The 23,097-nt window shown below is 65.1% G+C and carries 20 protein-coding genes and 1 rRNA gene; 5 read left to right on the top strand and 16 right to left on the bottom strand.

Features of this window, described 5'->3' with window-relative positions:
• Positions 1-6 precede the first annotated feature (6 nt).
• From GUV69_RS15865 to GUV69_RS15840, 6 genes are all read right to left on the bottom strand, one after another.
• Positions 7-1,530, bottom strand: a 16S ribosomal RNA gene (locus tag GUV69_RS15865).
• Between the two features lie 676 nt (positions 1,531-2,206).
• Positions 2,207-2,512 carry a 30S ribosomal protein S14 gene (rpsN, locus tag GUV69_RS15860; protein ID WP_164204161.1) on the bottom strand — a complete coding sequence of 102 codons (306 nt, stop codon included), beginning with the start codon at positions 2,510-2,512 and terminating at the stop codon, positions 2,207-2,209.
• 3 nt (positions 2,513-2,515) lie between these two features.
• Entirely contained in the window at positions 2,516-2,683 is a 168-nt protein-coding gene (rpmG, locus tag GUV69_RS15855) for a 50S ribosomal protein L33 (protein WP_164204159.1), read from the bottom strand.
• Positions 2,683-2,919, bottom strand: coding sequence for a 50S ribosomal protein L28 (gene rpmB, locus GUV69_RS15850; RefSeq protein ID WP_011693744.1), 237 nt, complete (start codon positions 2,917-2,919; stop codon positions 2,683-2,685). The genes rpmG and rpmB overlap by 1 nt, the downstream gene beginning before the upstream one ends.
• Positions 2,920-3,172: 253 nt before the next feature.
• The gene (locus tag GUV69_RS15845) at positions 3,173-3,934 is read right to left on the bottom strand and encodes an SGNH/GDSL hydrolase family protein (RefSeq protein ID WP_164204157.1); all 762 of its coding nucleotides are present in this window, start codon (positions 3,932-3,934) and stop codon (positions 3,173-3,175) included.
• Positions 3,935-3,936: 2 nt separating this feature from the next.
• Positions 3,937-4,428 carry a MarR family winged helix-turn-helix transcriptional regulator gene (locus tag GUV69_RS15840; RefSeq protein ID WP_164204155.1) on the bottom strand — a complete coding sequence of 164 codons (492 nt, stop codon included), beginning with the start codon at positions 4,426-4,428 and terminating at the stop codon, positions 3,937-3,939.
• A 69-nt stretch (positions 4,429-4,497) separates the two neighbouring features.
• Between GUV69_RS15840 and GUV69_RS15835 the strand changes: the two genes are divergently transcribed.
• Positions 4,498-4,785, top strand: coding sequence for a YciI family protein (locus tag GUV69_RS15835; protein WP_164204153.1), 288 nt, complete (start codon positions 4,498-4,500; stop codon positions 4,783-4,785).
• Here GUV69_RS15835 and GUV69_RS15830 read toward each other — a convergent pair.
• From GUV69_RS15830 to GUV69_RS15805, 6 genes are all read right to left on the bottom strand, one after another.
• Positions 4,782-5,624: an SGNH/GDSL hydrolase family protein gene (locus GUV69_RS15830; RefSeq protein WP_164204151.1), complete on the bottom strand. Its 843-nt coding sequence runs from the start codon at positions 5,622-5,624 to the stop codon at positions 4,782-4,784. The two genes, GUV69_RS15835 and GUV69_RS15830, sit on opposite strands and share 4 nt — an antisense overlap.
• A gap of 148 nt (positions 5,625-5,772) precedes the next feature.
• Complete coding sequence (locus GUV69_RS15825) at positions 5,773-6,828, bottom strand: siderophore-interacting protein (RefSeq protein WP_164204149.1); 1,056 nt, start codon at positions 6,826-6,828, stop codon at positions 5,773-5,775.
• Positions 6,825-7,640 (bottom strand): ABC transporter ATP-binding protein, encoded by an 816-nt coding sequence (locus tag GUV69_RS15820; RefSeq protein ID WP_208786658.1) that lies wholly within the window; start codon positions 7,638-7,640, stop codon positions 6,825-6,827. The genes GUV69_RS15825 and GUV69_RS15820 overlap by 4 nt, the downstream gene beginning before the upstream one ends.
• Before the next feature lies 1 nt (position 7,641).
• Positions 7,642-8,625: a FecCD family ABC transporter permease gene (locus tag GUV69_RS15815; RefSeq protein WP_164206634.1), complete on the bottom strand. Its 984-nt coding sequence runs from the start codon at positions 8,623-8,625 to the stop codon at positions 7,642-7,644.
• Between the two features lie 119 nt (positions 8,626-8,744).
• Positions 8,745-9,851, bottom strand: a complete 1,107-nt coding sequence (locus tag GUV69_RS15810; protein WP_164204145.1) for a FecCD family ABC transporter permease — start codon at positions 9,849-9,851, stop codon at positions 8,745-8,747.
• A gap of 10 nt (positions 9,852-9,861) precedes the next feature.
• Entirely contained in the window at positions 9,862-10,953 is a 1,092-nt protein-coding gene (locus tag GUV69_RS15805; protein WP_164204143.1) for an iron-siderophore ABC transporter substrate-binding protein, read from the bottom strand.
• Between the two features lie 205 nt (positions 10,954-11,158).
• On the opposite strand from GUV69_RS15805, the gene GUV69_RS15800 reads away from it, so the two are divergent.
• Both GUV69_RS15800 and GUV69_RS15795 read left to right on the top strand, forming a co-directional pair.
• A complete protein-coding gene (locus GUV69_RS15800) occupies positions 11,159-13,132 on the top strand; it encodes an MFS transporter (RefSeq protein WP_164204141.1) in 1,974 nt (657 codons plus the stop codon).
• Positions 13,129-13,698 carry a TetR/AcrR family transcriptional regulator gene (locus tag GUV69_RS15795; protein WP_164204139.1) on the top strand — a complete coding sequence of 190 codons (570 nt, stop codon included), beginning with the start codon at positions 13,129-13,131 and terminating at the stop codon, positions 13,696-13,698. The genes GUV69_RS15800 and GUV69_RS15795 overlap by 4 nt, the downstream gene beginning before the upstream one ends.
• A 146-nt stretch (positions 13,699-13,844) precedes the next feature.
• On the opposite strand, the gene GUV69_RS15790 is transcribed toward GUV69_RS15795, so the two are convergent.
• The 4 genes from GUV69_RS15790 to GUV69_RS15775 all read right to left on the bottom strand — a co-directional run bounded on the left by GUV69_RS15790 (position 13,845) and on the right by GUV69_RS15775 (position 20,444).
• Positions 13,845-14,528, bottom strand: a complete 684-nt coding sequence (locus tag GUV69_RS15790) for a hypothetical protein (protein ID WP_164204137.1) — start codon at positions 14,526-14,528, stop codon at positions 13,845-13,847.
• A 194-nt stretch (positions 14,529-14,722) separates the two neighbouring features.
• On the bottom strand, positions 14,723-18,154 hold the full coding sequence (locus GUV69_RS15785; RefSeq protein WP_164204135.1) for an ATP-binding protein: 3,432 nt from the start codon (positions 18,152-18,154) through the stop codon (positions 14,723-14,725).
• The gene (locus GUV69_RS15780; RefSeq protein WP_164206633.1) at positions 18,151-18,981 is read right to left on the bottom strand and encodes a DUF4194 domain-containing protein; all 831 of its coding nucleotides are present in this window, start codon (positions 18,979-18,981) and stop codon (positions 18,151-18,153) included. Before GUV69_RS15780 ends, GUV69_RS15785 begins: the two co-directional genes overlap by 4 nt.
• Positions 18,981-20,444 carry a DUF3375 family protein gene (locus GUV69_RS15775; protein ID WP_164204133.1) on the bottom strand — a complete coding sequence of 488 codons (1,464 nt, stop codon included), beginning with the start codon at positions 20,442-20,444 and terminating at the stop codon, positions 18,981-18,983. Before GUV69_RS15775 ends, GUV69_RS15780 begins: the two co-directional genes overlap by 1 nt.
• A gap of 244 nt (positions 20,445-20,688) precedes the next feature.
• Between GUV69_RS15775 and GUV69_RS15770 the strand changes: the two genes are divergently transcribed.
• Together GUV69_RS15770 and GUV69_RS15765 are read left to right on the top strand one after the other, a co-directional pair.
• Positions 20,689-20,991, top strand: a complete 303-nt coding sequence (locus tag GUV69_RS15770; protein WP_164204132.1) for a hypothetical protein — start codon at positions 20,689-20,691, stop codon at positions 20,989-20,991.
• A gap of 63 nt (positions 20,992-21,054) precedes the next feature.
• Positions 21,055-23,085 (top strand): acyl-CoA dehydrogenase family protein, encoded by a 2,031-nt coding sequence (locus tag GUV69_RS15765; RefSeq protein WP_164204129.1) that lies wholly within the window; start codon positions 21,055-21,057, stop codon positions 23,083-23,085.
• The last annotated feature ends 12 nt before the right edge of the window (positions 23,086-23,097 follow it).

The following is a 23,097-nucleotide window of genomic DNA, read 5'->3' as shown; positions in this document are numbered from 1 at the left end:
CCTTAGAAAGGAGGTGATCCAGCCGCACCTTCCGGTACGGCTACCTTGTTACGACTTAGTCCCAATCGCCAGTCCCACCTTCGACAGCTCCCTCCCCGTAAGGGGTTAGGCCACCGGCTTCGGGTGTTACCAACTTTCGTGACTTGACGGGCGGTGTGTACAAGGCCCGGGAACGTATTCACCGCAGCGTTGCTGATCTGCGATTACTAGCGACTCCGACTTCATGGGGTCGAGTTGCAGACCCCAATCCGAACTGAGACCGGCTTTTTGGGATTAGCTCCACCTCACAGTATCGCAACCCTTTGTACCGGCCATTGTAGCATGCGTGAAGCCCAAGACATAAGGGGCATGATGATTTGACGTCGTCCCCACCTTCCTCCGAGTTGACCCCGGCAGTCTCCTATGAGTCCCCGCCATAACGCGCTGGCAACATAGAACGAGGGTTGCGCTCGTTGCGGGACTTAACCCAACATCTCACGACACGAGCTGACGACAACCATGCACCACCTGTGAACCGACCGCAAGCGGGGCACCTGTTTCCAGGTATTTCCAGTCCATGTCAAGCCTTGGTAAGGTTCTTCGCGTTGCATCGAATTAATCCGCATGCTCCGCCGCTTGTGCGGGCCCCCGTCAATTCCTTTGAGTTTTAGCCTTGCGGCCGTACTCCCCAGGCGGGGCACTTAATGCGTTAGCTACGGCGCGGAAAACGTGGAATGTCCCCCACACCTAGTGCCCAACGTTTACGGCATGGACTACCAGGGTATCTAATCCTGTTCGCTCCCCATGCTTTCGCTCCTCAGCGTCAGTTAATGCCCAGAGACCTGCCTTCGCCATCGGTGTTCCTCCTGATATCTGCGCATTTCACCGCTACACCAGGAATTCCAGTCTCCCCTACATCACTCTAGTCTGCCCGTACCCACCGCAGATCCGGAGTTGAGCCCCGGACTTTCACGGCAGACGCGACAAACCGCCTACGAGCTCTTTACGCCCAATAATTCCGGATAACGCTTGCGCCCTACGTATTACCGCGGCTGCTGGCACGTAGTTAGCCGGCGCTTCTTCTGCAGGTACCGTCACTTTCGCTTCTTCCCTACTGAAAGAGGTTTACAACCCGAAGGCCGTCATCCCTCACGCGGCGTCGCTGCATCAGGCTTTCGCCCATTGTGCAATATTCCCCACTGCTGCCTCCCGTAGGAGTCTGGGCCGTGTCTCAGTCCCAGTGTGGCCGGTCACCCTCTCAGGCCGGCTACCCGTCGTCGCCTTGGTGAGCCATTACCTCACCAACAAGCTGATAGGCCGCGAGTCCATCCAAAACCACAAAAAGCTTTCCACCCCCCACCATGCGATGAGGAGTCATATCCGGTATTAGACCCAGTTTCCCAGGCTTATCCCAGAGTCAAGGGCAGGTTACTCACGTGTTACTCACCCGTTCGCCACTAATCCCCCCACAAGTGAGGTTCATCGTTCGACTTGCATGTGTTAAGCACGCCGCCAGCGTTCATCCTGAGCCAGGATCAAACTCTCCGTTGAAGTAAAACAAAAACGAACACAACCAACACCCCCGGAAATAACGGAAGACGAAGGCTGCAAAATTTGAAACCAGCTGTAAAAACCAGACCACACCACAGGGGCGGCATGACCCGGCAAATTCAACCAATTCAATACAATAAATTGGTATCAACAAACTTGGCACACTATTGAGTTCTCAAACAACAGACACACCCGGCACCACCACCAGCACTAAACAGCCGTGGATCGCTCCGGAGCAACTTTTCAAACTTACCCGGTTCCTCGCTGCGATGCAAATCCATCTTTCAGGACCCGCATCAGCGGAAAACACATTCTCAACCCAATCTGAAGCGCTCGAAAGAACTACCAGAATTTGGTCTTGAATTTGGGGGTTTTTGCCATCCGCGGTTACCAGCTCTTCGCTGTCTCCCTGCGGCGACTTAGAAAACAATACACCCGCTGGCGCCCCACCGCAAATCATCCCCGGCAGAGGTCCTGTTCCCCGTGATTCCGCGGAAGATGCGGTCACTAGGCACCCAGGATAGGCGCCGCCGTCGTGCATTCCCTTTGTGTGGTGCAGCACAGCCATGGATCCCGACAATCCGGAGCAAATGCACTTGCGGCGGTTAAAAGCAGAAGGGCAGGCAACCAAACGGTTGCCGGCCCTTCTCAAGCAGCTGGAATCAGCGGTGCTGGATTACCAGGAAGACTTGGTGATGCCCGGAAGCTCACCGCGGTGAGCCATGTCGCGGAAGCGAACACGGGAGATACCGAACTTCTGGAAGGTACCGCGGGGACGGCCGTCGATGATATCGCGGTTACGCAGACGGATCGGGGACGCGTTGCGGGGCAGCTTCTGCAGGCCGAGGCGTGCAGCTTCGCGTGCTTCGTCGGTTGAGTTGGGGTCAACCAGGGCCTTCTTCAGCTCGAGGCGCTTTGCAGCGTAACGCTCAACGATGACCTTGCGCTGCTCATTGCGAGCAATCTTGGACTTCTTAGCCATGGTTTAGCGCTCCTCTCGGAATTCGACGTGCTGGCGGATCTTGGGGTCGTACTTCTTCAGAACCATACGGTCCGGGTTGTTACGACGGTTCTTACGCGTTACGTAGGTGTAACCCGTGCCCGCAGTCGACTTGAGCTTGATGATCGGACGTACGTCCTTGTCCTTAGCCACTAGAGCTTCACCCCACGAGCCAGGATTGCGGCGACGACAACGTCGATGCCGCGTACGTCGATGGTCTTGATGCCACGAGCAGAAACCTGCAGCGTGACGTTACGGCGCAGGGACGGAACCCAGTAGCGCTTCTTCTGAATGTTCGGATCGAACCGACGCTTGTTGCGGCGGTGCGAGTGCGAAATGCTGTGCCCAAAGCCCGGCTCGGCTCCGGTCACTTGGCAGTGTGCTGCCATGACTTCTCCTCAAGAATTGAAAGTAATGATCCGCATATCTGCTGCAGGATCATGCGTCTGAGTGCGACCCAAAATGATCAGGGTGAACGGTTAGTCACGCAACTTGAGCCCCTAACTACCGGCTACCCTGGAGAAATTTACCGGGCCACCGGAGCAATTGCGCACGCTCCGCGCACTTAGCGCCTACCAAGTCTACGAGTTCACGCAATTAAAGACCAATCCGGGCTCGGACGGTGTATAAGGCGGCGGCCCTTCAGAGGCGTGTGAGCCGGGGGTACTTCGGTGACAGTCCATCACCGGAGGACTTGCCAGTGACGCGGCGGACCACCCACGGGCCGGCGAATTCGCGGACCCACCGGGCGTTTGCGCGAATGGCTTCGGCGCGGCTCAGTTCCGGAACCGGGGTCATGGGCGGAACATCGATCGAGTGGTCGTGTTCCAGCACAGTCAGCACCCGCTTGGCCATGTTGGCGTGCCCGGCTGCGGACATGTGCATCCGGTCCTTGGCCCACATGCCCCAGTCGTAGTACTCGCTGAACCGCCAGTAGTCCACCAGCAGCGCACCGTGGTCACCGGCGATGCCTCGGACCAGCTCGTTGTAGATGGCAGTGCGGCCGCGCATGGTGCTGAACACCTTGGAACCGCGGGCGTCAAAGCCCGTGAACATCACCACGGTGGCACCGGTTGCAGCCAGTTTGCGGATGCCGGCATCGTACTCAGTCAGCAGGTCATCGATGTCGATCCTGGGCCGCAGGATGTCGTTGGCACCTGCATAAATGGTCACCAGGGTGGGGTTAAGTTCGACGGCGGCGTCCACCTGCTCTGCCATGATCTGGCGGAGCTTCCTGCCGCGGATCGCCAAATTGGCGTAGCCGAAGGCGGGATCCGCCGCGCCCAGCTGCTCCGCCACACGGTCGGCCCAGCCACGCAGCCCGTTGGGGCGGCCGGGGTCATCATCGCCGACGCCCTCCGTGAACGAATCACCGAGGGCCACATAGCGGGCGGAGAAATCCATGCCTAAGCCTGGCCGTCCTTTTCGCGGAGGATCCAGTGGTCCTCGTCGAGGCGCGCAACGATTTTCTCGCTGATGCGGGCCAGGTCGTTGACATCACGGTCGGTGAGGGCGTCCAGGAACTTGGTGCGCACTGCCTCCACGTGCCCCGGTGCGAGTTCCACCAGGGTGGCCATCCCGACGTCGGACAGGTGCGCCGTGGTGACACGCGCATCACGCGGATGCGGGCGCCGCTCCAGCCAGCCGCGCTTTTCCAGCTTGGACACGACGTGCGAAAGCCGGGACAGCGAGGAACTGGTGCGGGCTGCCAGTTGGCTCATGGGGAGAAAATGGCCCTCGGCCTCTGACAGCATGGCCATGACGTTGTAGTCGAACAGCGACACTTTGCCGGCAGTGTGGAGCTGGCTGTCCAGGGCGGCGGGAAGCAATGTGTTGATGCTCAGGATCGCCAGCCAGGCACGGCGTTCATCGGCGTTGAGCCAGCGCGGTTCGGTCATAGGTCCAGTCTAGGAGACAAACTCCTTGACGGTTCAAGTGCCCCGCGCGGGCACGGGTAGGCTGGCCCTATGTTTGTTGTGTCGCTGACCTACAAGGTGCCCGAAGACATCGTCGATTATCACCGCCCCGCGCACATGGCCTGGGTTAAACAGGCGTTCGACGACGGCGTCTTCCTCGCGTCCGGACGTTTAGTTCCAGCCGTTGGCGGTGTGCTGTTGTCCAAGGCGGACCGGGCCACCCTTGATGCGGCTTTGGCCAAGGACCCTTTCTACAGCAACGGCGTGGCCGAGTTCGAGGTCATCGAGTTCACTGCCACCACGGTGGCGGAGGGCTACGAGAACCTGCTGGACACCTAGGTCTTTTTCGCCTTTGCGCGCTTCCCGGCCAGCTTCCTGAGGCCGCCTTTCCGCGGTACCTTGACGGGCTCGGGCCAGCGTGGACTGAGCGTATCCCCCAGCGTGATTCCCCTGATCTTGCGGCCGAAGAGTGGCAGCACCCAGTCACTCACCCACCGCCGCTGCCGCTGCTCCCACTCGCGCAGGCTCAGCCTCGCCGGCGGGTCCCATTCCTTGGGCCGGATCTTGTGCGGCACCCCCAAATGGTCCAGCACCTGCCCGGCGAGGTACTTGTGGCCCGCCTTGGACATGTGGAGCCGGTCCGAATCCCACATCCGCCGGTCATGGAAGGCGTCCAGGCACCAGTAGTCCACGAGGACGGCCCCGTATTTCGCGGCGATCTCCCGGACCCGCTGGTTGTAGATGGTGTTCCGCTTCTTGAGCAGCTCCAGCACTGCCGACACCTTGACGTCGAAGCCCGTGAACAGGACCAGCGTGGCTCCGCTCCCGGCAAGCCGCGCCACGAGGTCTTCGTACTCATCCATCAGGACGGCCATGTCCGTGCCGATGTCGAGGAGATCGTTGCCGCCGGCGTAAAGGGTGATCAGTGCCGGTCTCATGGCCAGCGCCGGTTCCAGCTGTTCGCCCGAGATGTGGCACAGGCGTTTGCTCCGGATGGCCAGGTTGGCGTACTCCCAGCCCGGCTCGGCCTTTGCCAGCTTCTCAGCCACCCGGTCGGCCCAGCCACGCACGCCGTTGGGCAGCCGCTCATCCCGGTCCCCGACGCCCTCGGTAAAGGAATCCCCCAGGGCTACGAAGACGCGCCGCCCGCTTTGGGGCAACAAAGGATCACCAACCACCCGGCCACCCTAACTATCCGAAAAAGCGGCCAGGGAAAGGTGAGGTGAATGCAAGGTGACTGGACGGAGGGGAGGCATCCGGCAGCGTGCGTCTAAGCGAGGAACGAGCGAGCACGCCGAGGATGCGTCCCCTCCGTGCCTGGAAGACTCAGCCCTCGGCCTTCCCCTTGCGCCAGTACCCCATGAACGCGACCTGCTTCCGATCAATGCCGACGTCGCGTACGAGGTACCGGCGCATGTCCTTGATGACGGCTGCTTCGCCGGCGATCCAGGCGTAGAAGGGCATGGCACCGGCGGGCAGGGCGGGGTTTCGGCTGGCCTCGATCTCGGCCGTCTCCATCCGCGCGGGAGTCTCCCAGAGGATGTCCACGTCCACGTTGACGTCCTCGGGCTCGGGGCCCGCACCGCCGTCGGCCGCTTTGATGCCTACCCAGCCGGGCACCGGCACCGCCCTCTGCACGGCCTGCTGCAGCAGCTCGCCGTGCGGGCGTGAGCGGCCGATGGCCGCGCCGCGGGCAAGCCAGGTGATCTCGATGTCGGCGTCGGTCTTGAGATCCAGGAAGTCACCGGCCTCCGGGACCTCCAGGAAGGCGTGGCCGCTCATATAGGACGGCAGGCTCTCAAGGATGGCGGAGATGGCGGGAACGGCGGTTTCGTCGCCGGCGAGCAGCACCCGCTGGGCCAGGCCGGGACGCCATTCGATGCCGCCGTACGTTTCGGCGGTTTGGCACTGCGCGGCACGGTTGTTGGGTCCGATGATGGTGAGGGCGTCGCCGGGCCTGGCGCTCTGCGCCCAGTTGGCGGCAGGCCCGCCGTGGCCATCGGCGTCGAAGTGCATCACGAAGTCCACGTCGATTTCCGGGTAGACCGCATCCAGGCGTTCGCGGCGAACCGTGTAGGTGCGCATCGAACCGCGGAGGGCGGGGTCCATCGCGAGCCATGCCTGGTACCAGCCGGAGGCATTCATATCGAAGGCGGGCAGCGGGATCTGCTGGCCGGAGTCGTCAAGCGAGGGGATCATCAGTTTGATCCGCAGGTCCTGCGTGTCTCCGGAAACGCCGAAGTCGCGCAGTGAGTAGCCGCCGAAGGTGATGCGTCGGAAGTTGGGGCTGAGCTCCTCCACCGAGGAAACCGTCACTTCAAAAGCGAGGGTCATGGGCTCGGTGTTCATGGTCTTTGCGGCGGCAGTTTCGCGGGTCTTCATGAAACGAGCTCCAGTTCGTTGGCGGTGGTGTGGTGGCGGCCGATGGGAATGATCAGCGGGGTTCCGGACACGGGATCGGGGATGACCCTGGACTCGAGTCCGAAGACGTCCAGGACCAGCTTTTCGGTAACAACTTTTCCGGGGGCGCCGAGGGCCACGATCCCGCCGGCTTTCATGGCGATGACGTGGTCCGCGTAGCGTGCGGCAAGGTTCAGGTCGTGCAGGACGATCGCCACCGTGGTGCCGCGCTTGCGGTTCAGGTCCGTGACCAGGTCCAGGACTTCCACCTGGTGGGCCAGGTCAAGGTACGTGGTGGGTTCGTCCAGCAGCAGGACGTCGGTTTCCTGGGCCAGGGCCATGGCAATCCACACGCGCTGCCGCTGGCCGCCGGAGAGTTCGTCCACGTTGCGGTCAGCGAGTTCCAGCGTTTCGGTGCTTTCGAGCGCTCGGCGCACCGCCGCGTCGTCGTCCGGGCTCCAGCTGCGGAAGAAGCCCTGGTGCGGGTACCGCCCGCGTCCCACGAGGTCACGGACGGTGATGCCGTCCGGCGCGGTGGGGTGCTGCGGGAGGAGGCCAAGCGTGCGGGCCAGTTCCCGGGCCGGGCGGGAGTGGATGTCCTTGCCGTCAAGGGTCACGGCGCCGGCTGCGGGTTTGAGCAGGCGGGACAGGCCGCGGAGCAGCGTGGACTTCCCGCAGGCGTTGGCGCCCACGATCATGGTCACCTTGCCCTCCGGGATCTCCGCGGTGAGCCCTTCCACAACGCAGCGCTGGTCGTACTTCAGCGTGAGGTCCTGAGCCTTGAGAACGGCCATGTCAGGCATCCTTTCGGTTGGCTGTGACCAGGAGCCACAGCAGGAAGGGGGCACCCAGGGCACCGGTAATGACGCCGACGGGAAGCACGGTGCCGTCCAGCAGCAAGGGGGCAATATTGGCGGCGAAGTAGTCGGCCGCGAGGACAATCAGCGCACCGACAAATGCCGACGCCGGGAGGCTGGCTTTCCGGGTGAAGCGCCGGGCTATGGGACCGGAGAGGAAGGCGACGAACGAGACCGGGCCGGCTGCCGCCGTCGCCACCGCTGCAAGTCCGACGGCGGTGATCACCACGGCGAGGCGGGTGAACCCGACACGGATGCCCAGGCCGGCCGCAGCGTCATCGCCCAGTTCCAGGATGCGGAGCGGGCCGGCCAGGGTGATGACCGCAGGGACCAGGACCAGAAGTGCCAGTGCCAGCAGGCCTGCGCGTTCCCAGTTGGCTGAATTGAGGGACCCGTTGAGCCACACAAGTGCGTCGGCTGCCGTGCGGATGTCCGCGCGGGTCATGAGGAAGTTGACCACGGCGTGCAGGGCGGCGGCGATGCCCACACCCGCCAGGATGAGCCTGCTCCCGGCAGCGTTTCCACGGTTGCCGCCGCCTGACCCCAGCGCAGGCCCGCGGGAGATGGCGTAGATGAGGGCGGCAATGCCCAGCGCGCCGCCGAGTGCCGCCCCGGACACGGCCGGACCGGTGGCGCCGAAGACCACGATGGCGGTGACGGCCGCGGCGCTGGCACCGTAACTGATGCCGATCACGTCCGGACTGGCCAGGGGGTTGCGGAGCATGGTCTGGAACAGTCCGCCGGACAGGCCGAATCCGGCGCCGATCAGGATGCCGATGACCGCACGGGGCAGCTTGTTCTCCATCACGATGAAGCTGGCGCCGGGGATTCTTTCGCCGCCGGTGAGGTGGGCGATCAGAATTGTGAAGAAGTCGGGGATGGTCACGGTGTAGCTGCCGAGCAGGACGTAGACGGCAAACATGACAACGACGGCAAACCCAAGAAGCGCGGTGCGGGTCAGTGCGCGGGACGGCAGCTCGCGCCAATGTTTGCGTGTTGGGTTGCCGGCACGTGCCACCGTGGCGGGAGCGTTGAGGGCCTTCACAGTCCAACCCCCTTGCCGCGGCGGATCAGCCAGACGAAGACGGGCGCGCCAACCAGGGCGGTCATGATGCCGGCCGGAACTTCGCCCGGCAGCAGGACCACGCGGCCGATGATGTCCGCGCCCAGCAGCAGTGCCGGTGCCAGGACGAGGGAGAACGGCAGGATCCAGCGGTAGTCGGGGCCGGTGAGTGACCGGACCGCATGTGGGATCACCAGGCCGATGAAGCCGATCGGTCCGGCCAGCGCGGTGGCTGACCCGCACAGCAGGACGATGCCCAGTGCGGTCAGGCCTCGTGAAAGGCCTACGCGCTGGCCGAGGCCGCGGGCGATGTCATCACCGAGTGCCAGGCTGTTGAGGATTCGGCCGGTGCAAAGAATGATGAGGGCACCAAGGGCAAGGAAGGGCAGGCCCGGAAGGACCACTGCCCAGTCGCGGCCGGCTATCCCGCCTACCTGCCAAAAGCGGAAGCGGTCGTAGGTGTCCTGGCTGGAGACGAGAATGACGCTCATCAGCGAATAAAGTCCGGCGTTCAGCGCCGCCCCGGCGAGGGCCAGCTTGACCGGCGTCGCTCCGTCCCGGCCCATCGAGGCGATGAGGTACACCGCAACGGCGGCTGCTGCGGCGCCAATGAAGGCGAACCAGATGTAGCCGCTGAGGGAGGTGACGCCAAAGAGGTAGATGCCGGTAACCACGGCCAGCGCAGCTCCGGCGTTGACGCCCATGATGCCGGGGTCAGCCAGGGGGTTGCGGGCGACGCCCTGCATGGCGGCGCCCGCGAGGCCCAGGGCACCGCCGGCAAGGATCCCGAGGATAGTGCGCGGAATGCGGGCGTGAACCACCGCATGGTCGCCGTTGGCGGGGTCGAACTGGGTGAGGGCCTGCCACACCGTGGCGAGGGAAAGTCCCCGGGCGCCGATGGCCAACGAAGCGGCGGTCAGGACCATAAGTACGACGACGGCGGCCAGCAGCCAGGCTGCCTGCCTGCCCCGGGAGCCCGGGCGGGCGGCGTCGGGGTTTCGAGAGGTGAGATCCCGGCGCTTTGGCGACGCCAAAGCGGTGAGATCTCGCCCCTGGGCGGCCGCCGTCGTCGTACTTTCCGTCATGGGACGGTGCTTACTTCACTGCATCCGCTGCGCTGGCAAGCTGCGGCAGGAACGTGTCCAGTGACCACGGCAGGCTCAGCGGCGAGGATGCCGAGATGGACAGCGTCAGGGTGTTGTCCGAATCAGCCACGAGGGCGCCGTCCTTGATGGCCGGGATCTGGCCGAGGAGCGGGTCTGCCTTGATGGAATCGGTGGTGGCGGCATCCGGAACCCAGGTGACGAAAATATCGGAGTCCAGTTCGTTGGCCTTCTCGGCGGACCACGGGATGAAGAATTCCTTGGAACCCTTCGAGTTTTCCTCCACAACGGAAGCGAGCTTCATGCCGATCGCGCTCAGGAAACGGGGGCGGTTGTCGTTGGCGGTGTAGACGTTGACGCCCTCAGCCGATGCTGGCTCGAGGTTGCCGTAGATGAAGCTCTTGCCGGCGATCTGCGGGTACTTGGAGACCTTGTCCTTGATGGTGGCTTCGGTGTCGGAGACAAGTTTGGTGGCCTCCGACTCCTTGCCCAGGGCCTTGCCGATGATGGCGGTGGAGTCCTGCCAGGAGGTTCCGTACGCGACCTCGGGGTGGGCCACCACAGGGGCGATCTCGCTGAGCTTCTTATAGTCCTCTTCGGTCAGGCCGGAGTAGGCGGCCAGGATGACGTCAGGGGTGAGCTTGGCGATCTCGGTGAAGTTGATGCCGTCGGCGTCGGAGTACTGGACCGGAGCCTTCTCAGTGCCGAAGCCGGCGCCGAGTTCTGTCAGTGCCGCATCCTTCCACGGAGTGGAGCCCTGTTCATTGCCGCCCCATTCGTTCTTGGGGACGCCCACGGGTACAACGCCGAGGGCAATGGCGACGTCGTCATTGACCCAGGAGACGGTGGCTACGCGGGTGGGCTGTTCCTTGATGGTGGTCTCGCCGAAGACGTGCTTGATGGTGACGGGGAACTGGGCGCTGCTTGAGCTGGAGGCGCTGGCGTCAGGGGTGCCGGCCGCGGGCCCGGTGGAGCAGGCAGAGAGCGTGAGCGCTGCGGCGGCCAGGACCGCTGTGGCCTTGCCGGCTGACTTGAACAGCGTACGGCGGGTGGCGCCGGGGCCACGGAAAAGGGGGGAAGTCACGGAACTCCTTAGGTGAATGATGCAAACCTAAGTAAGGGTAGCCTAGCCTGCTCACTATTACGAAAGCTTTGCGTTGCCTAATTGCTCCTGTGACGCAATAAACACTACGCCGACATTGCTGGCGTGGGGTGAACGGTGGTTCACTGGAAGCGGGTAAACGTGCGTTCACCCCGCCCAATCCACGCCTGACCCCTGAAAGCAGTACATGCCGCGCTCCCAAGCCCCCGACTCGCGACGGCGCCCGTCTCCGTCCGCCATCACCGCAGTCCTGGCCCTCAGTGGCACGCTCGTGGCGCTGATGCAGACTCTGGTGGTGCCCCTCCTTCCGGACTTCCCCGGGATCCTGGGCGTCACGGCCGACGACGCCTCCTGGCTGGTGACCGCCACCCTCCTGTCCAGCGCCGTGGCAACGCCGATTGTGTCCCGCAGTGCGGACATGTACGGAAAGCGCAAAATGATGGTGGTGTGCCTCGCCATCATGGTGGCGGGATCCGTCATGGCAGCCGTTGGCGGGGCCTTCGTGTGGCTGATCATCGGCCGGGCACTCCAGGGGTTCTCCTCGGCCTTGATCCCGGTGGGCATCAGCATCATGCGTGATGAACTGCCTAAGGAGAAGATGGGCTCCGCGGTAGCCCTCATGAGCGCCACCCTGGGCATCGGCAGCGCCATGGGCCTGCCGCTGGCAGGAGTTCTGTACGAAAACCTTGGCTGGGCCTCGATCTTCTGGGTCTCGGCTGGCGCGGGAGTGCTGCTGCTCCTCGCCGTGGTGCTGATCGTTCCGGAATCCAAGGTCCGCACGCGCGGAAGCTTCGACTATGCAGGCGCCCTGGTGCTGTCTGCGGCGCTGGCAGCCCTGCTCCTGGCGATTTCCAAGGGCGGCTCCTGGGGCTGGGGATCCGAACCCGTCCTGCTGCTGTTCCTGACCGCTGCGATACTTCTGGCCGTCTGGGTCCCGTATGAACTGAAAGTCCGCCAGCCGATGGTTGACTTGCGGACATCTGCCCGCCGCCCCGTACTGATGACCAACCTGGCCTCGCTGCTGATCGGCTTCGCCATGTTCGCCAACATGCTCCTCACCACCCAGCAGCTCCAGCTTCCCGCCGTCACCGGCTACGGCTTCGAACTGAATGTGATCACCGCGGGGTTGTGCATGGTCCCGTCCGGGCTGGCGATGGTGGTGTTCGCACCGCTGTCCGGACGCATAATCCGGATCTTCGGCGGCAAGACGGCGCTCATGGCAGGGGCGCTGGTGATGATTGTGGGCTATGTGGGCCGCGTCTTCTTCTACGATTCCATCGCCTGGGTCATCATCGGTTCCACCGTGGTGAGCGTGGGCACTGCCATCGCGTACGCGGCGATGCCCACCCTCATCATGGGCGCGGTGCCCATCACCGAGACGGCGTCCGCGAACGGCCTGAACAGCCTGGTCCGTGCCATCGGCACCTCAACATCCAGCGCGGCGATCGCCGCGGTCTTCACGTCGGTCACCATCGCAGTGGGCGATGCCCGGCTTCCGTCCTTCGACGCGTTCCGGGATATCTTCTGGCTGGCGGCCGCCGCTTCGGCAGCATCGATGCTGGCCGCCGTCTTCATCCCCCGCGCCGCCGGTGTCCGCCGCCCGCCGGCAACCGTTGCCGGCGCCGCCGAACTGGTGGTGCAGGGGCGCGTCCTGGCGCCGGATCACCGCCCCCTCACCCCCGCCGTCGTCACCGTTCTCCGGACCGACGGCGATCCGGTGGACTGGAGCCGCGTGGACACGGAGGGCAACTACTCAGTGGCCCTGCCCGGCGCCGGGAAATACCTTATGGTGGCCAATGCGGGCGGGTGGGCCCCGATGGCCGAAGTCTTCGACTTTGACGGCCGCACCCTTACACAGAACTTCATGCTGCGGGAACGCCTGGAGCTCGGCGGCTCCGTTGTAGCCGGCGGCACGCCCGTTGCCGGCGCCATGGTGACGCTCCTGGAAGCCAGCGGCGAGCATCTGGCCACCACCCGGACGGACGACAACGGGATGTACGCTTTTCCCCTGCCCATCGCCGGACGCTACGTCGTGACAATGCTTCACCCCTCAACGCTTCAGGCGGTGGCGCGGAAGCTCGCTGTCGACAACCGTTCGGTGACGCTGGACTTCGCCGCTCCGCCCGTGGAGGAAACCTCCGGCGAGCGGGTGGGAGCGTGAGCAGCCCCAGCCACGACGCGATCCTCCAGTCCGCCGGACGCCTCTTCGGGGAACGCGGATACCGGGCCGTGACCGTCCGGGACATCGCGGCGGACGCCGGAGTTTCCGCCGCCCTGGTCATGAAACTGTTCCTGTCCAAGGAAAAGCTGTACGCTGCCGTGCAGCCGGACGAGTCGCTGCTCGCCGAGTTGGAGGTCCCGACGCCGGAACTCGGCAGGGCGCTCGTGTTCCGGGTGCTGATGCGCCGGGAACGCGGCGTCCAGGAGCCGTGGGCCATCATTCCGTTCGCCGTACTGGACTCCCCCGACCCCGAAGCCGCCCGGGCTGACATCCGCGAACGCTACGTCACCGCCATCGCCCGGCTGATCGGTGACACAACGCCGGACCGCCGCTACGCCTCGACCGTGACCGCCCTGATGACGGGTTTCGGCGAGACCGTCCGCACCCTGAATCTCTTCGCCGGCTGGGACTTTGACGACCTGGTGGCGCACTACGGGGAAATTGTCCAGACCCAGATCGATGCCTGCACCACCCCCACTGCCCCTGCCGCCACCTCCACCCCCTGAAACGCTCTCTCACTTAATGCGCTTAAAACACCGACGCTCTCTCACTTAATGTGGGAAATTCCCCAGCGCTCTCTCACTTTCTTTAGGAAAGTGAGAGAGCGTCGGCGTCAAACCCGCATTAAGTGAGAGAGCGTCCGGGGGTGGGGTCAGCGGTAGGTGAAGCTCATCAGAATAGCCTTCAGGGTTTTGCCGTCAGCTCCCCAGTACCAGTCTTTCGCCGCATCATCACCTGCGAAGGGCGGACCGTCGAACAGCACGTCGGCAGTCAGGACGCGGTTGCCCAGCATAATGAGCCCGTTCTGCACCTGACCGTCCGGCGAGACGGGCAATCCTGCTGTAAGACCCATTCGATACTGTGCAGCGCCACCGCTGCGATCAACAAAGAACGACGAATGGGGCGTTGGAACAGCATGGCCCCGCGGGCCCAGGACCGGGTCCGTCTCGAGCACGGTCCGGGCGCCGGAGCCGGCCACCACGTCGGCAATCTCGCCGGTGTAGACGGTGACCCGCATCCGGCCGGCAGGGTCGTAGACCGTGGCAGTGCCCACGAAGGGCGAGGCGGATGCCTCGAAGAGCTCCACCCGCCAGTCCTTCGGGTGCTGGAAGGAAAGCCGGCCGTCCGGAAAGGTGTAGGTCGCCAGGCTGTCGCCAGGGACAGCCGGCTGTGGCGTGCCGGCCGCGGGAGAGGGGCTCGGAGATGCCGGGGCCGATGCCTCGGGGACCGGGGAATCAGGGCTTTCCGACGAGACGTTGGCCGCGCAGCCTGCGAGGGTGAGGGCTGCGACGGCGGTGAGCGCCATGTAGGTGGCGGCGCGGCGTGCTGGGCGCATTTGTCATGCCTTTCAAGGGAAGGCCGCCAACCTCATCAGGCGTCAGATGCAGGACCCAGCGTTCCGCATGTACCCGGTAAGAGGATGAAGGCGAGTGTTTGATGCCGACAAGCATGGCACCAGGACAACGCCCTCCAACAGCATCCGGACAATATATCCATCGATTTGTTATAACCGCGGTCCGCTGATAACGGCTAGCGCAAAATAATGTCCACGGGGTTCGCCTCGGACCGCCATTCTCCCTCGCTGCCGGGGCGGGGCCGGACTACCGGCGCCGTCAGGACCCCGGACCGGTTGGTGCGCTTGTCGCGGAGGATTTCGGTGACCGAGCCCAGGTGCCGGGACAGGTCGATCACGTTTTCCGGGGCTGCCAGCAGCAGCTGGAACCCGAACTCGTGCAGCGCCTTGATCCCCGCGCCGGCGAATTCCTCGGACGCCAACACGAATGCCTCGTCCATCATCACCGTGCCGTACGTGGTGAACCCCTGCTCGGCGATCCCCAGCTGGTAGCTCAGTGCCGCGGCCATGATGAACGCGGTGAAGCGCTGACGCTCGCCGCCGGACATGGAGCCGGTATCGGCGTGCATGTAGACGTCGGTGCGCTTGCCTGCTTCCCGGTGCTCCTTGCACTGGATAAACAGGTGGCCGCGGACGTCCAGCACCTCGGCACGCCAGCGGCGGTCCTCGGGCGTGGGCGATCCCAGCCGTTTCACCAGCGTTTCCAGGGTCTTGTAGCGCGCGGTCAGTTCGGCGTCGTCGTCCCCGCCGGAGTCCGCAGCACCGCGGGCGGGCCGCGTGTGCCGGGCCTTCAAAGCATTCTGGATGGCGTCCTTGAACTGCTTCGCCGTGGCGGGCAGCGTCTGTTTGATGTCGAGTTCCAGGAAGCTGCCCTCGTGGAAGTTGACCTCGGACAGGATGCCGTTGAGCGGAAGGATGCGGCTGGTGATCGAGCGCCGCTCCTCGTCCAGCAAATGGAGCAGGGTGCTGAACGATTCGTGCGTCCGCTGGTTGAAGAATTGCCGGAACTCGGTCTCCTGTGCGGGCAGGCCGTCGCTGACAATCGCGTGGTAGCGGGCTTCGAACTCGCCGGCCGCGCCGATGGACGTGCCGTGGTCCGCCGAGATCGCCGAGCCCCATTCACGAACGAAGCCCTCGAAGATCCGGGTCAGGCGCTCCGACGTGGCCTGCCCGCGCGTTTCGGCGGTGTGCAGCTCCCCCAGCAGGGCGGTCCGGACGCGGTTGGCCAGGTTGTCCAGCTCATGCATCTCGCTGACGTCGCCGAAGTCCGTAAAGTACGGCGCCAGCGCGGTGATGGTGGCGTCCGACGGCGGCGCCTGCTCCAGGCGGGCGCGCGCACCTTCCAGCAGTGAATCGGCGGTGGTCAGCTGCCGGTCGAGTGCCTTGTATTCGCTCTGCAGGACTGCCGCGGCCTCGGTGCTGGCCTGGTGTTTCTGCCGCGCCGTCTCGATGTTGGCGCGCAGCGGCTCCAGGTCCGCCTGGGCCGCCAGGGCGTCCTTGAGCCGCTGTTCAATCCGGCTGAGTTCCTCCGTTGCCACGGCAGCTGACACCTGCTCCCAGGGCCGGTGGTCCTCGGCGATGCGCCGAAGCGCGTCCAACTGCCGGCTCATGCCCTGGTGCGACTCTTCGCGGCTCTGCGCCAGTTCGGCCGCTTTCGCCAGCTCCTGCTGCAGATCCGCCACCTGGGCGGCCACGAGCTCCAGCTTGGCGGCATTGTCGAAACCCAGCACGTAGTCCTGGCGGCCGGTGAAGCGGTCATCCTTTTCCACCGTGTGGCGGTTGCGCTTGACCACACCGCCCAGGCTCAGGCCCTTGTCCAGCTTCGCGAGCTCGTCGGGGTCCTCCACGCACGGGTATGCGAAGTCGAGGGCGATCCGCTCACGGATCCATTCCCCGGCGTCGGCCGCCGCGCCGCTGGCGAGGATGTCCAGCTTGGTCAGCAGGTCGCCGTCGCGCACGTCCTCCACGGCCAGCGCGCCGCCGGCAAGCGGCTTGGAGACGTCCACGGCGCGCAGGGCACCGCGCACCCTGTTCTCATTCAGGTACCGGGTCACTGCGGCGAAGTGCTCGCCGGGCACCAGGAGGGTGGTGGCCAGGTTGCGGAGCGCCCGCTCAGCGGCAGGCCGCCATTGTTCCTCCCCCTCGGCGAGGTCCATCAGCTCGCCGCCGAACGGCATCCGGTCCTCGGGCACCCCGGTGGCTGCCGCGATGGCGGCACGGTTTTCAATGCTCGACGGCGGCAGCAGGGACTTGCGCGTCTGTAGCGAGAGCAGTTCCTGCTGTGCCGCCGCCAGCTCGCGTTTCTTGGTGGCGTGGCCGTCGAAGGCTTCGAAGCGGAGTTCCTGCAGGGCCTGGGAGTCGTCCTGGAGCTCGGCAGATCTGGCGGCGGCCTGCTCGTGGGCCTGTTCCCAGCCCTCGGCGGTCCACTCAAGCTTCAGCCCGGCGTCGGACAGGGCCTTGCGGGCGGCCTCCTCCACCTGTTCGCGGAGCCGCAGGCCAACTTTGGCGTTTTCCAGCGACTGCTCGATCGCGGAGATCGCGTTGCCGCCCTGGTTGTTGTAGTCGGTTTCGAGCTGGCGGAGTTCCTTGGCCAGCCCATCGCGCACCAGGCGCTCCGCGCCGAGTTCCCTGGCCTTGGCCTGGGCCAGTTCTTTGAACCGCACGAGGGTTTTCTGGTGCACCGTGACCGCGAGCTGCTGCTTGTAGGCCTCGAATTCCTCGCCGGCCAGCTCCCGCAGCCGGTTCGCGTCCAGCAGCGATTGTGCGTACTCCTTGTTCAGGCCGGGCACGGGGGCCAGCTGGTCCCGCTGCTGCCGCACATCCTCCAGGCGCTGCCGGATGGACATGAGGTTACTGAATTCCTCCACCACATCGTCCGCCGCCGCAAGGGTGGCCGGGGCGTCCAGCACCTGGTCACGGAAGAACGTATTGACGCTGCCGCCCAGGCCCTTGCCGGCCTGGATCACGCGGAGCAGCGGCAGGGCCTGGTCCGAGCTGATGCCCAGCAGCCGGCGGAAGCGCTCGGCGAAGGCTTTATGGACGTCGAAAATCTGGGCATCCGGGAAGACGGCCTCCAGCGCTGCCTTGGTGAAGCGCTTGTCCGCGATGTCCTCGATGGCGGGCAGGTCCAGCGGCTTGCTGTCGATCAGGTAGAAGCGCCCGACGCTGGACTCCGTCCCGTTCTTCGGCACATCGAACAGTGCCGACACGGTCACGCGCGTGCCCGCGGCGTTATCGAACGTCAGCGCGACGGCTGACCACGTGGCCCCAGGGCGCTGGAAGGCACTGGCCGAGCCTTCGCCCACAGCCTTGTCGCCCACCTTGCCGCGCATATAGGTAAAGGTGGTCCTCTTGTCCTCCACGGCCCCGCCCGAGCGCTGTGCCGCGGCCTCGTTGGAGCGCGGCCGGGCATCGAACACCCGCAGCATGGCATCAAACAGCGTGGACTTTCCCACGCCCGAGTTGCCCGTCAGCAGCGTTCCGTTGCGGTCCACATGCATCGTGTGTGCCCCGTGGAACGTGCCCCAGTTGACTACCTGCACCAACGCCAGGCGCATCTGGCCGGGGTTCGTCACGTCGCCCATCGGCAACATGGATGCGATGCTCACTTGTTCTCCGTTGTTGTGGCTGGGTTCGCGTCGGCGGGGGCGGCATCGGCGTCGTCGTCCTCGGCACCCGTGTCGTTGTCGAGGTCCAGCAGCGGTTCGGTGCCTGTCGGATCTGTTGTGGCTGCCACCAGGGCTTCGATCTGGGCCGGGATGTCGCCGATGTTTTCGAACGGGAGCGCCAGTGGGAGGGCATTGGAGATGGTGTAGACGTCCTCCAGGCCGGTGGTGAGGAGGAGTTGGCGGGCCAGGAGCTTGGTGATGGCGCGGGTGACAACATCTGAATCGCGCAGGGCGTCCTGCTGGCCGGCCGGCTGGTAGTGGGCCACAAGGTCTGCGATTTCTTCGCGGGTGATGGTGGGATCGGTCTGGGCCGTGACGTGGCGGTTCAGCAGGAGGCGCAGGCGGAGCAGCACGATGGTTTCGACCCGGCTCAGCGCACGCTGCTGGCGCAGGATGCTCGACCGCGTGCTGCCGCCGATGGCCTCGGGGTCGACCGGGCGCAGGACTGCGATTTTGCGTTCGTGATCAAGCTGCAGCGTCAGGAAGACCTCGGACAGGCGGCTGCGCAGGATGAGCTGGTTGTCCAGCAGCGTGGTCCACAGCTTTTCGTCCCGGCCACCATCGACGTACGGGCCCTTCAGGAGCTTCACCAGTGCCTGCCGCACCTTCATCGACAGCACGCCGGTGTCACCGGGGAACAGCGCTGCGCCGTCCACAAAAGTGTCACGGGGCGCGACGGCGAAAGGACGTTCCGCGTGCCCGGGCACCTCCGAACGGGGGGCGTCTGCTTCAACGGGAGGCGCCTCCGTCGTGATCTCTTCAGTCATCATGAATCCTTTGTGAGCGTGACCACGGGCAGGTACGCCTTGCGGGTGGTGCCGTCTATCTGTTCGAAGTCCAGGCCGTCCCAGGCTCCGCGGTCGAAGGCTGCGCCTTCGTGCAGTGCGTGGGACAGGAGGGCGCGGATGGAGTTGATGTGCTGTTCCCCGGCCGGCAGCTGCTCCCAGGCTTCGGCCAGGGTGGACGCGCCGGCAACGGCGGTGCGGATGGCGTCGGGGCTCGCCTTCCGCGTTCTCGGCGAGCGCACGCGGTCCGAGTCGCTGAAGGCGATGGGGTCCGCGAGCCTGGGCGGGACGGCGAACTCGTCGGGGTCGTAGAGCTTGACCATGGCCAGGGATTCGAACCCTGCGTTGAACAGTGCCGGGCCGCGGACCAGGCCGGGCCGTTCGCGCTCGTAGGGCAGCGACCTAATGGCCTGTTCGGCCTCGCGGAGGACCTTCCGGAGCCGGACGGACTGGCGGAAGTCGTCGCTCTGGACGTAGGTGTTCAGGCTTTCACTGAGCTTGCCGTAGATGCGCTGGATCTGGCCGTGCTGGTGGCGGAGCTCGGCCACGAGGTTTTTCAGGGTCTCGCGGTCCTCCGGTGAGAGGTCATCGGCGAACTGCCTGCTCAGGACCTCGCCGATCGCCGAGCGGAACCGCATTTGCTGCTGCGGATCCTCCAGAAATGCGGTGAAGGAGCGGAAGGTCCTGCCTTCGGGACTCTGCCTGAGCCGCTTGTCCGCCTCCAGCACCTGGGCCATGGTGGCACCCTTGCTGAGCGACTCCTCGATGATCTGGTTGCGCAGGGCGCCCACCAGTTCCTCGATGCGGTCGCGCATCTTTTTGTAATCGGCGGGCAGGCTCGCGGCCAGGTCAAGAATGTTGCCCGCGGCCTCCACGGCTTCGTCATCGTCCAGCAGGCCGTCGAAGTCGCCGGAGCTGATGTCCTGGATCAGCTGCTGCCTCTCCTCGATCTCTTCGCCGAGGGATTCCAGCCGGGCGCTCTGGTCCGGGTTGGTCTCGTTGGCCAGCTTCTCCACGTCGCCCAGGAGCGTGCCCAGCCGTGAACCGTTCAGCGTGGACCGCTCGCTGGACAGGCTGTCCAGGAATGCGAGCACGCGGGCGGCCGGCTCGGTGACCTCGTACACGATCTGCCCTGACTGGTTGCGCCGGGTCAGGAAGTTCTTACGGGTCCATTCGTCCGCGTAGTTCCGCCCGGAGGACGTCCCCGGGGCGGAGGAACCCAGCTCCTGCTCCTGGCGCCGCAGCTGCTCAAGGAAGGAGTCGACGTCGGCGTGGAACTCCTCGAGCGGAAGCTGCGGACGGGTGCGGGTAAAGGAAGCCTGCAGCACGGCGATGACCCACGGTGCGGAGCGGGTCAGGGCCCAGGCGGGTCCTTTCGTGAGGAGTTCAAGGTCCCGGAGCCGGGCGCTGATTGCGTCAGCGGATGACCTGGCGGAGCGGGGCACGCACTCTCCTTCAACTGTTAAGGGGATGGTTGGGCAGGAAAACTGCCAACTACAAGGTTAACGCAGACGCCCTGCACCCCTAACAGTGAGCGTTCCGCGACCGCGCCGTGACCTACCTGCGGGTAGCATTTCGATCCCGTATCAACCCGGATTCCGCGCGGCCTGTGTCTGGTTTGGGACGTCCGGGACCCCCTACGCTCAGTCCTACTGATTCAACCGAGGCAACGGCGCAGCAGGGGGAACAATGCAGTTCGACTTAAGTTCAATGGAAACGGCCACCATGGTCTTTATGGGAACACTGGTGTTCGCAGTGGCCCTGACGGCCTTCGTCCTGGTGGCGGGTTTCCTGGCCCTCATCCTGGTGGGGCTGGGCAAGCTGGCCTGGGTTGTTGTCTCCACGTCGCTGGTGGCCACGGTGCACGGCATCAACCTGGGCTGGGAACGGCTGGTCCGCAAGGCCGCCACGGTTGAGCTTCCCGGGGAGTTTCAGGGGCAGCCTTCCCCTAGCACCGGAAGCTACCCGCGGGTAATGTTGGGAGACAGCTAAAGGGTTCTCCAACCCGGCGGATCCATGGCTTGAGCCGGCCATCCCGGGCAGAGGAGATACCCCATGAGCTCCGCCACTGACAGTCCCGCAACCAAGGCAGTAGTCACCGACGCCCCTCCCAAGGATGCTCCGGCCAGTGACGTTCCCGTGGCCGCGGACAACCTCGGCCCGGAAGCCACTGCAGAGGATGCCCGCGCGCTGGCCGAGGCCTCCCGCGAGACCGGCTGGGACCGGCCCAGCTTTGCCAAGGGGCTCTACCTCGGAAACTTTGACCTGGGCCTGGTCCACCCGTGGCCCAAGGCGAAGGCCGAAGACGTGGAGCGCGGCGAAGCCTTTCTGGAGCGGCTGACGGAATACGCCCGCACCATGTCCGGCCGGAGGATTGAACGCGACGCCAAGATCCCGGACGAATACCTCCGGGGCCTGGCAGACCTGGGCGCCTTTGGCATGAAGATCCCCCGGGAGTACGGCGGACTGGGCCTGTCGCTGGTGTACTACGGCCGGGCGTTGGCGCTCCTGGGCAGCGTCCACCCCAGCCTGGGTGCACTGCTGTCCGCCCACCAGTCGATCGGTGTCCCCGAGCCGGTGAAGGAGTTTGGCACCCCGGAGCAGAAGCGGGAATACCTGCCGCGGTGCGCAGCGGGAGCCATCACCGCCTACCTGCTGACGGAACCGGACGTGGGCAGCGATCCGGCCCGGATGGGCAGCACGGCAGTGCCAACGGACGACGGCGGGGCTTACATTCTGGACGGCGTGAAACTGTGGACCACCAACGGGGTGATCGCCGAACTGGTGGTGGTGATGGCGGTAGTCCCCGCGCACACCGATGCCCAGGGCACTGAGCACAAGGGCGGCATCAGCGCTTTTGTGGTCGAGATGGATTCCCCCGGCATCACTGTGGAGAACCGCAACGCCTTTATGGGGCTCCGCGGCATTGAAAACGGCGTGACCCGGTTCCATCAGGTGCGCGTGCCTGCAGCGAACAGGCTGGGGCGTGAAGGCCAGGGGCTGAAGATAGCCCTGTCCACGTTGAACACCGGGCGGCTTTCCATTCCGGCGCTGTGCGTTGCTTCCGGACGCTGGAGCCTGAAGATTGCCCGCGAGTGGTCAAGTGCCCGCGTTCAGTGGGGCCAGCCGGTGGGCATGCACGAGGCCGTCAGCAAGAAGATCGCGTTCATTGCGGCTACGGCCTTCGCCCTCGACGCCGTCTTCGAACTGTCTGCCGAAATGGCCGACGCCGGGCAGAAGGACGTGCGGATCGAAGCCGCGCTGGCCAAGCTGTGGTCCACGGAGATCAGCTACCGCATCGCGGATGAACTGGTGCAGATCCGCGGCGGCCGCGGCTTCGAAACAGCGGACTCGTTGGAAGCCCGGGGCGAGCGGGCCGTCGCGGCTGAGCAGCAGCTTCGCGATCTCCGGATCAACCGGATCTTCGAGGGATCCTCGGAGATCATGAAACTGCTCATCGCGCGCGAGGCGGTGGATGCCCACCTCGCCGCGGCCGGCGACCTCGCCTCCGTCACGGCGAGCCTGCAGGACAAGGCGAAGGCCGCCGTCGGGGCGTCAGGTTTTTATGCCAAGTGGCTGCCAAAGCTGGTGGCCGGCGCCGGTATGGATCCCCGCTCCTACGGGGAGTTCGGGCGGCTGGCCAAGCAACTGCGGTTTGTGGAGCGGTCTTCGCGCCGGCTTGCCCGCCAGACCTTCTACGGAATGGGCCGCTGGCAGGCCAACCTGGCGTACAAGCAGGCGTTCCTGGGCCGGGTGGTGGACATCGGTGCCGAACTGTTTGCCATGGCGGCATGCTGCTCACGCGCCGAGATGATCCTGCACACGGCGCCGGAGAATGCGGCGAGCGCCTACGAACTGGCGGAGGCGTTTTGCGAGCAGGCCCGGGTCCGCGTGGACGAGTACTTCGACCAGCTCTGGCGCAACACGGACGACGGCGACCAGGGGCTCACGCGCAAGGTCCTGGCCGGGGACTACACCTGGCTTGAGGCCGGCGTGCTGGACCAGTCGGAGGGCACCGGGCCGTGGATCGCGGATGCGACGCCGGGCGCGTCCACCAAGGAAAACCTGCACCGGGACTACCGCTAGCGAATAGTAAGC

Source organism: [Micrococcus luteus] ATCC 49442 (assembly GCF_010367585.1).
GTDB classification, from domain to species: domain Bacteria; phylum Actinomycetota; class Actinomycetes; order Actinomycetales; family Micrococcaceae; genus Arthrobacter; species Arthrobacter luteus_A.
Note: the sequence above shows the minus strand (reverse complement) of the source record. Positions and strands in the feature narration are given on the sequence as shown.

What these genes read in the sequence shown, in the direction of transcription:
- rpsN (WP_164204161.1), bottom strand. Translation starts at nt 2,512, where the DNA reads ATGGCTAAGAAGTCCAAGATTGCTCGCAATGAGCAGCGCAAGGTCATC.
- rpmB (WP_011693744.1), bottom strand. Translation starts at nt 2,919, where the DNA reads ATGGCAGCACACTGCCAAGTGACCGGAGCCGAGCCGGGCTTTGGGCAC.
- GUV69_RS15845 (WP_164204157.1), bottom strand. Translation starts at nt 3,934, where the DNA reads ATGGATTTCTCCGCCCGCTATGTGGCCCTCGGTGATTCGTTCACGGAG.
- GUV69_RS15840 (WP_164204155.1), bottom strand. Translation starts at nt 4,428, where the DNA reads ATGACCGAACCGCGCTGGCTCAACGCCGATGAACGCCGTGCCTGGCTG.
- GUV69_RS15835 (WP_164204153.1), top strand. Translation starts at nt 4,498, where the DNA reads ATGTTTGTTGTGTCGCTGACCTACAAGGTGCCCGAAGACATCGTCGAT.
- GUV69_RS15825 (WP_164204149.1), bottom strand. Translation starts at nt 6,828, where the DNA reads ATGAAGACCCGCGAAACTGCCGCCGCAAAGACCATGAACACCGAGCCC.
- GUV69_RS15820 (WP_208786658.1), bottom strand. Translation starts at nt 7,640, where the DNA reads ATGGCCGTTCTCAAGGCTCAGGACCTCACGCTGAAGTACGACCAGCGC.
- GUV69_RS15815 (WP_164206634.1), bottom strand. Translation starts at nt 8,625, where the DNA reads ATGTTTGCCGTCTACGTCCTGCTCGGCAGCTACACCGTGACCATCCCC.
- GUV69_RS15810 (WP_164204145.1), bottom strand. Translation starts at nt 9,851, where the DNA reads ATGACGGAAAGTACGACGACGGCGGCCGCCCAGGGGCGAGATCTCACC.
- GUV69_RS15800 (WP_164204141.1), top strand. Translation starts at nt 11,159, where the DNA reads ATGCCGCGCTCCCAAGCCCCCGACTCGCGACGGCGCCCGTCTCCGTCC.
- GUV69_RS15790 (WP_164204137.1), bottom strand. Translation starts at nt 14,528, where the DNA reads ATGCGCCCAGCACGCCGCGCCGCCACCTACATGGCGCTCACCGCCGTC.
- GUV69_RS15780 (WP_164206633.1), bottom strand. Translation starts at nt 18,981, where the DNA reads ATGACTGAAGAGATCACGACGGAGGCGCCTCCCGTTGAAGCAGACGCC.
- GUV69_RS15770 (WP_164204132.1), top strand. Translation starts at nt 20,689, where the DNA reads ATGCAGTTCGACTTAAGTTCAATGGAAACGGCCACCATGGTCTTTATG.
- GUV69_RS15765 (WP_164204129.1), top strand. Translation starts at nt 21,055, where the DNA reads ATGAGCTCCGCCACTGACAGTCCCGCAACCAAGGCAGTAGTCACCGAC.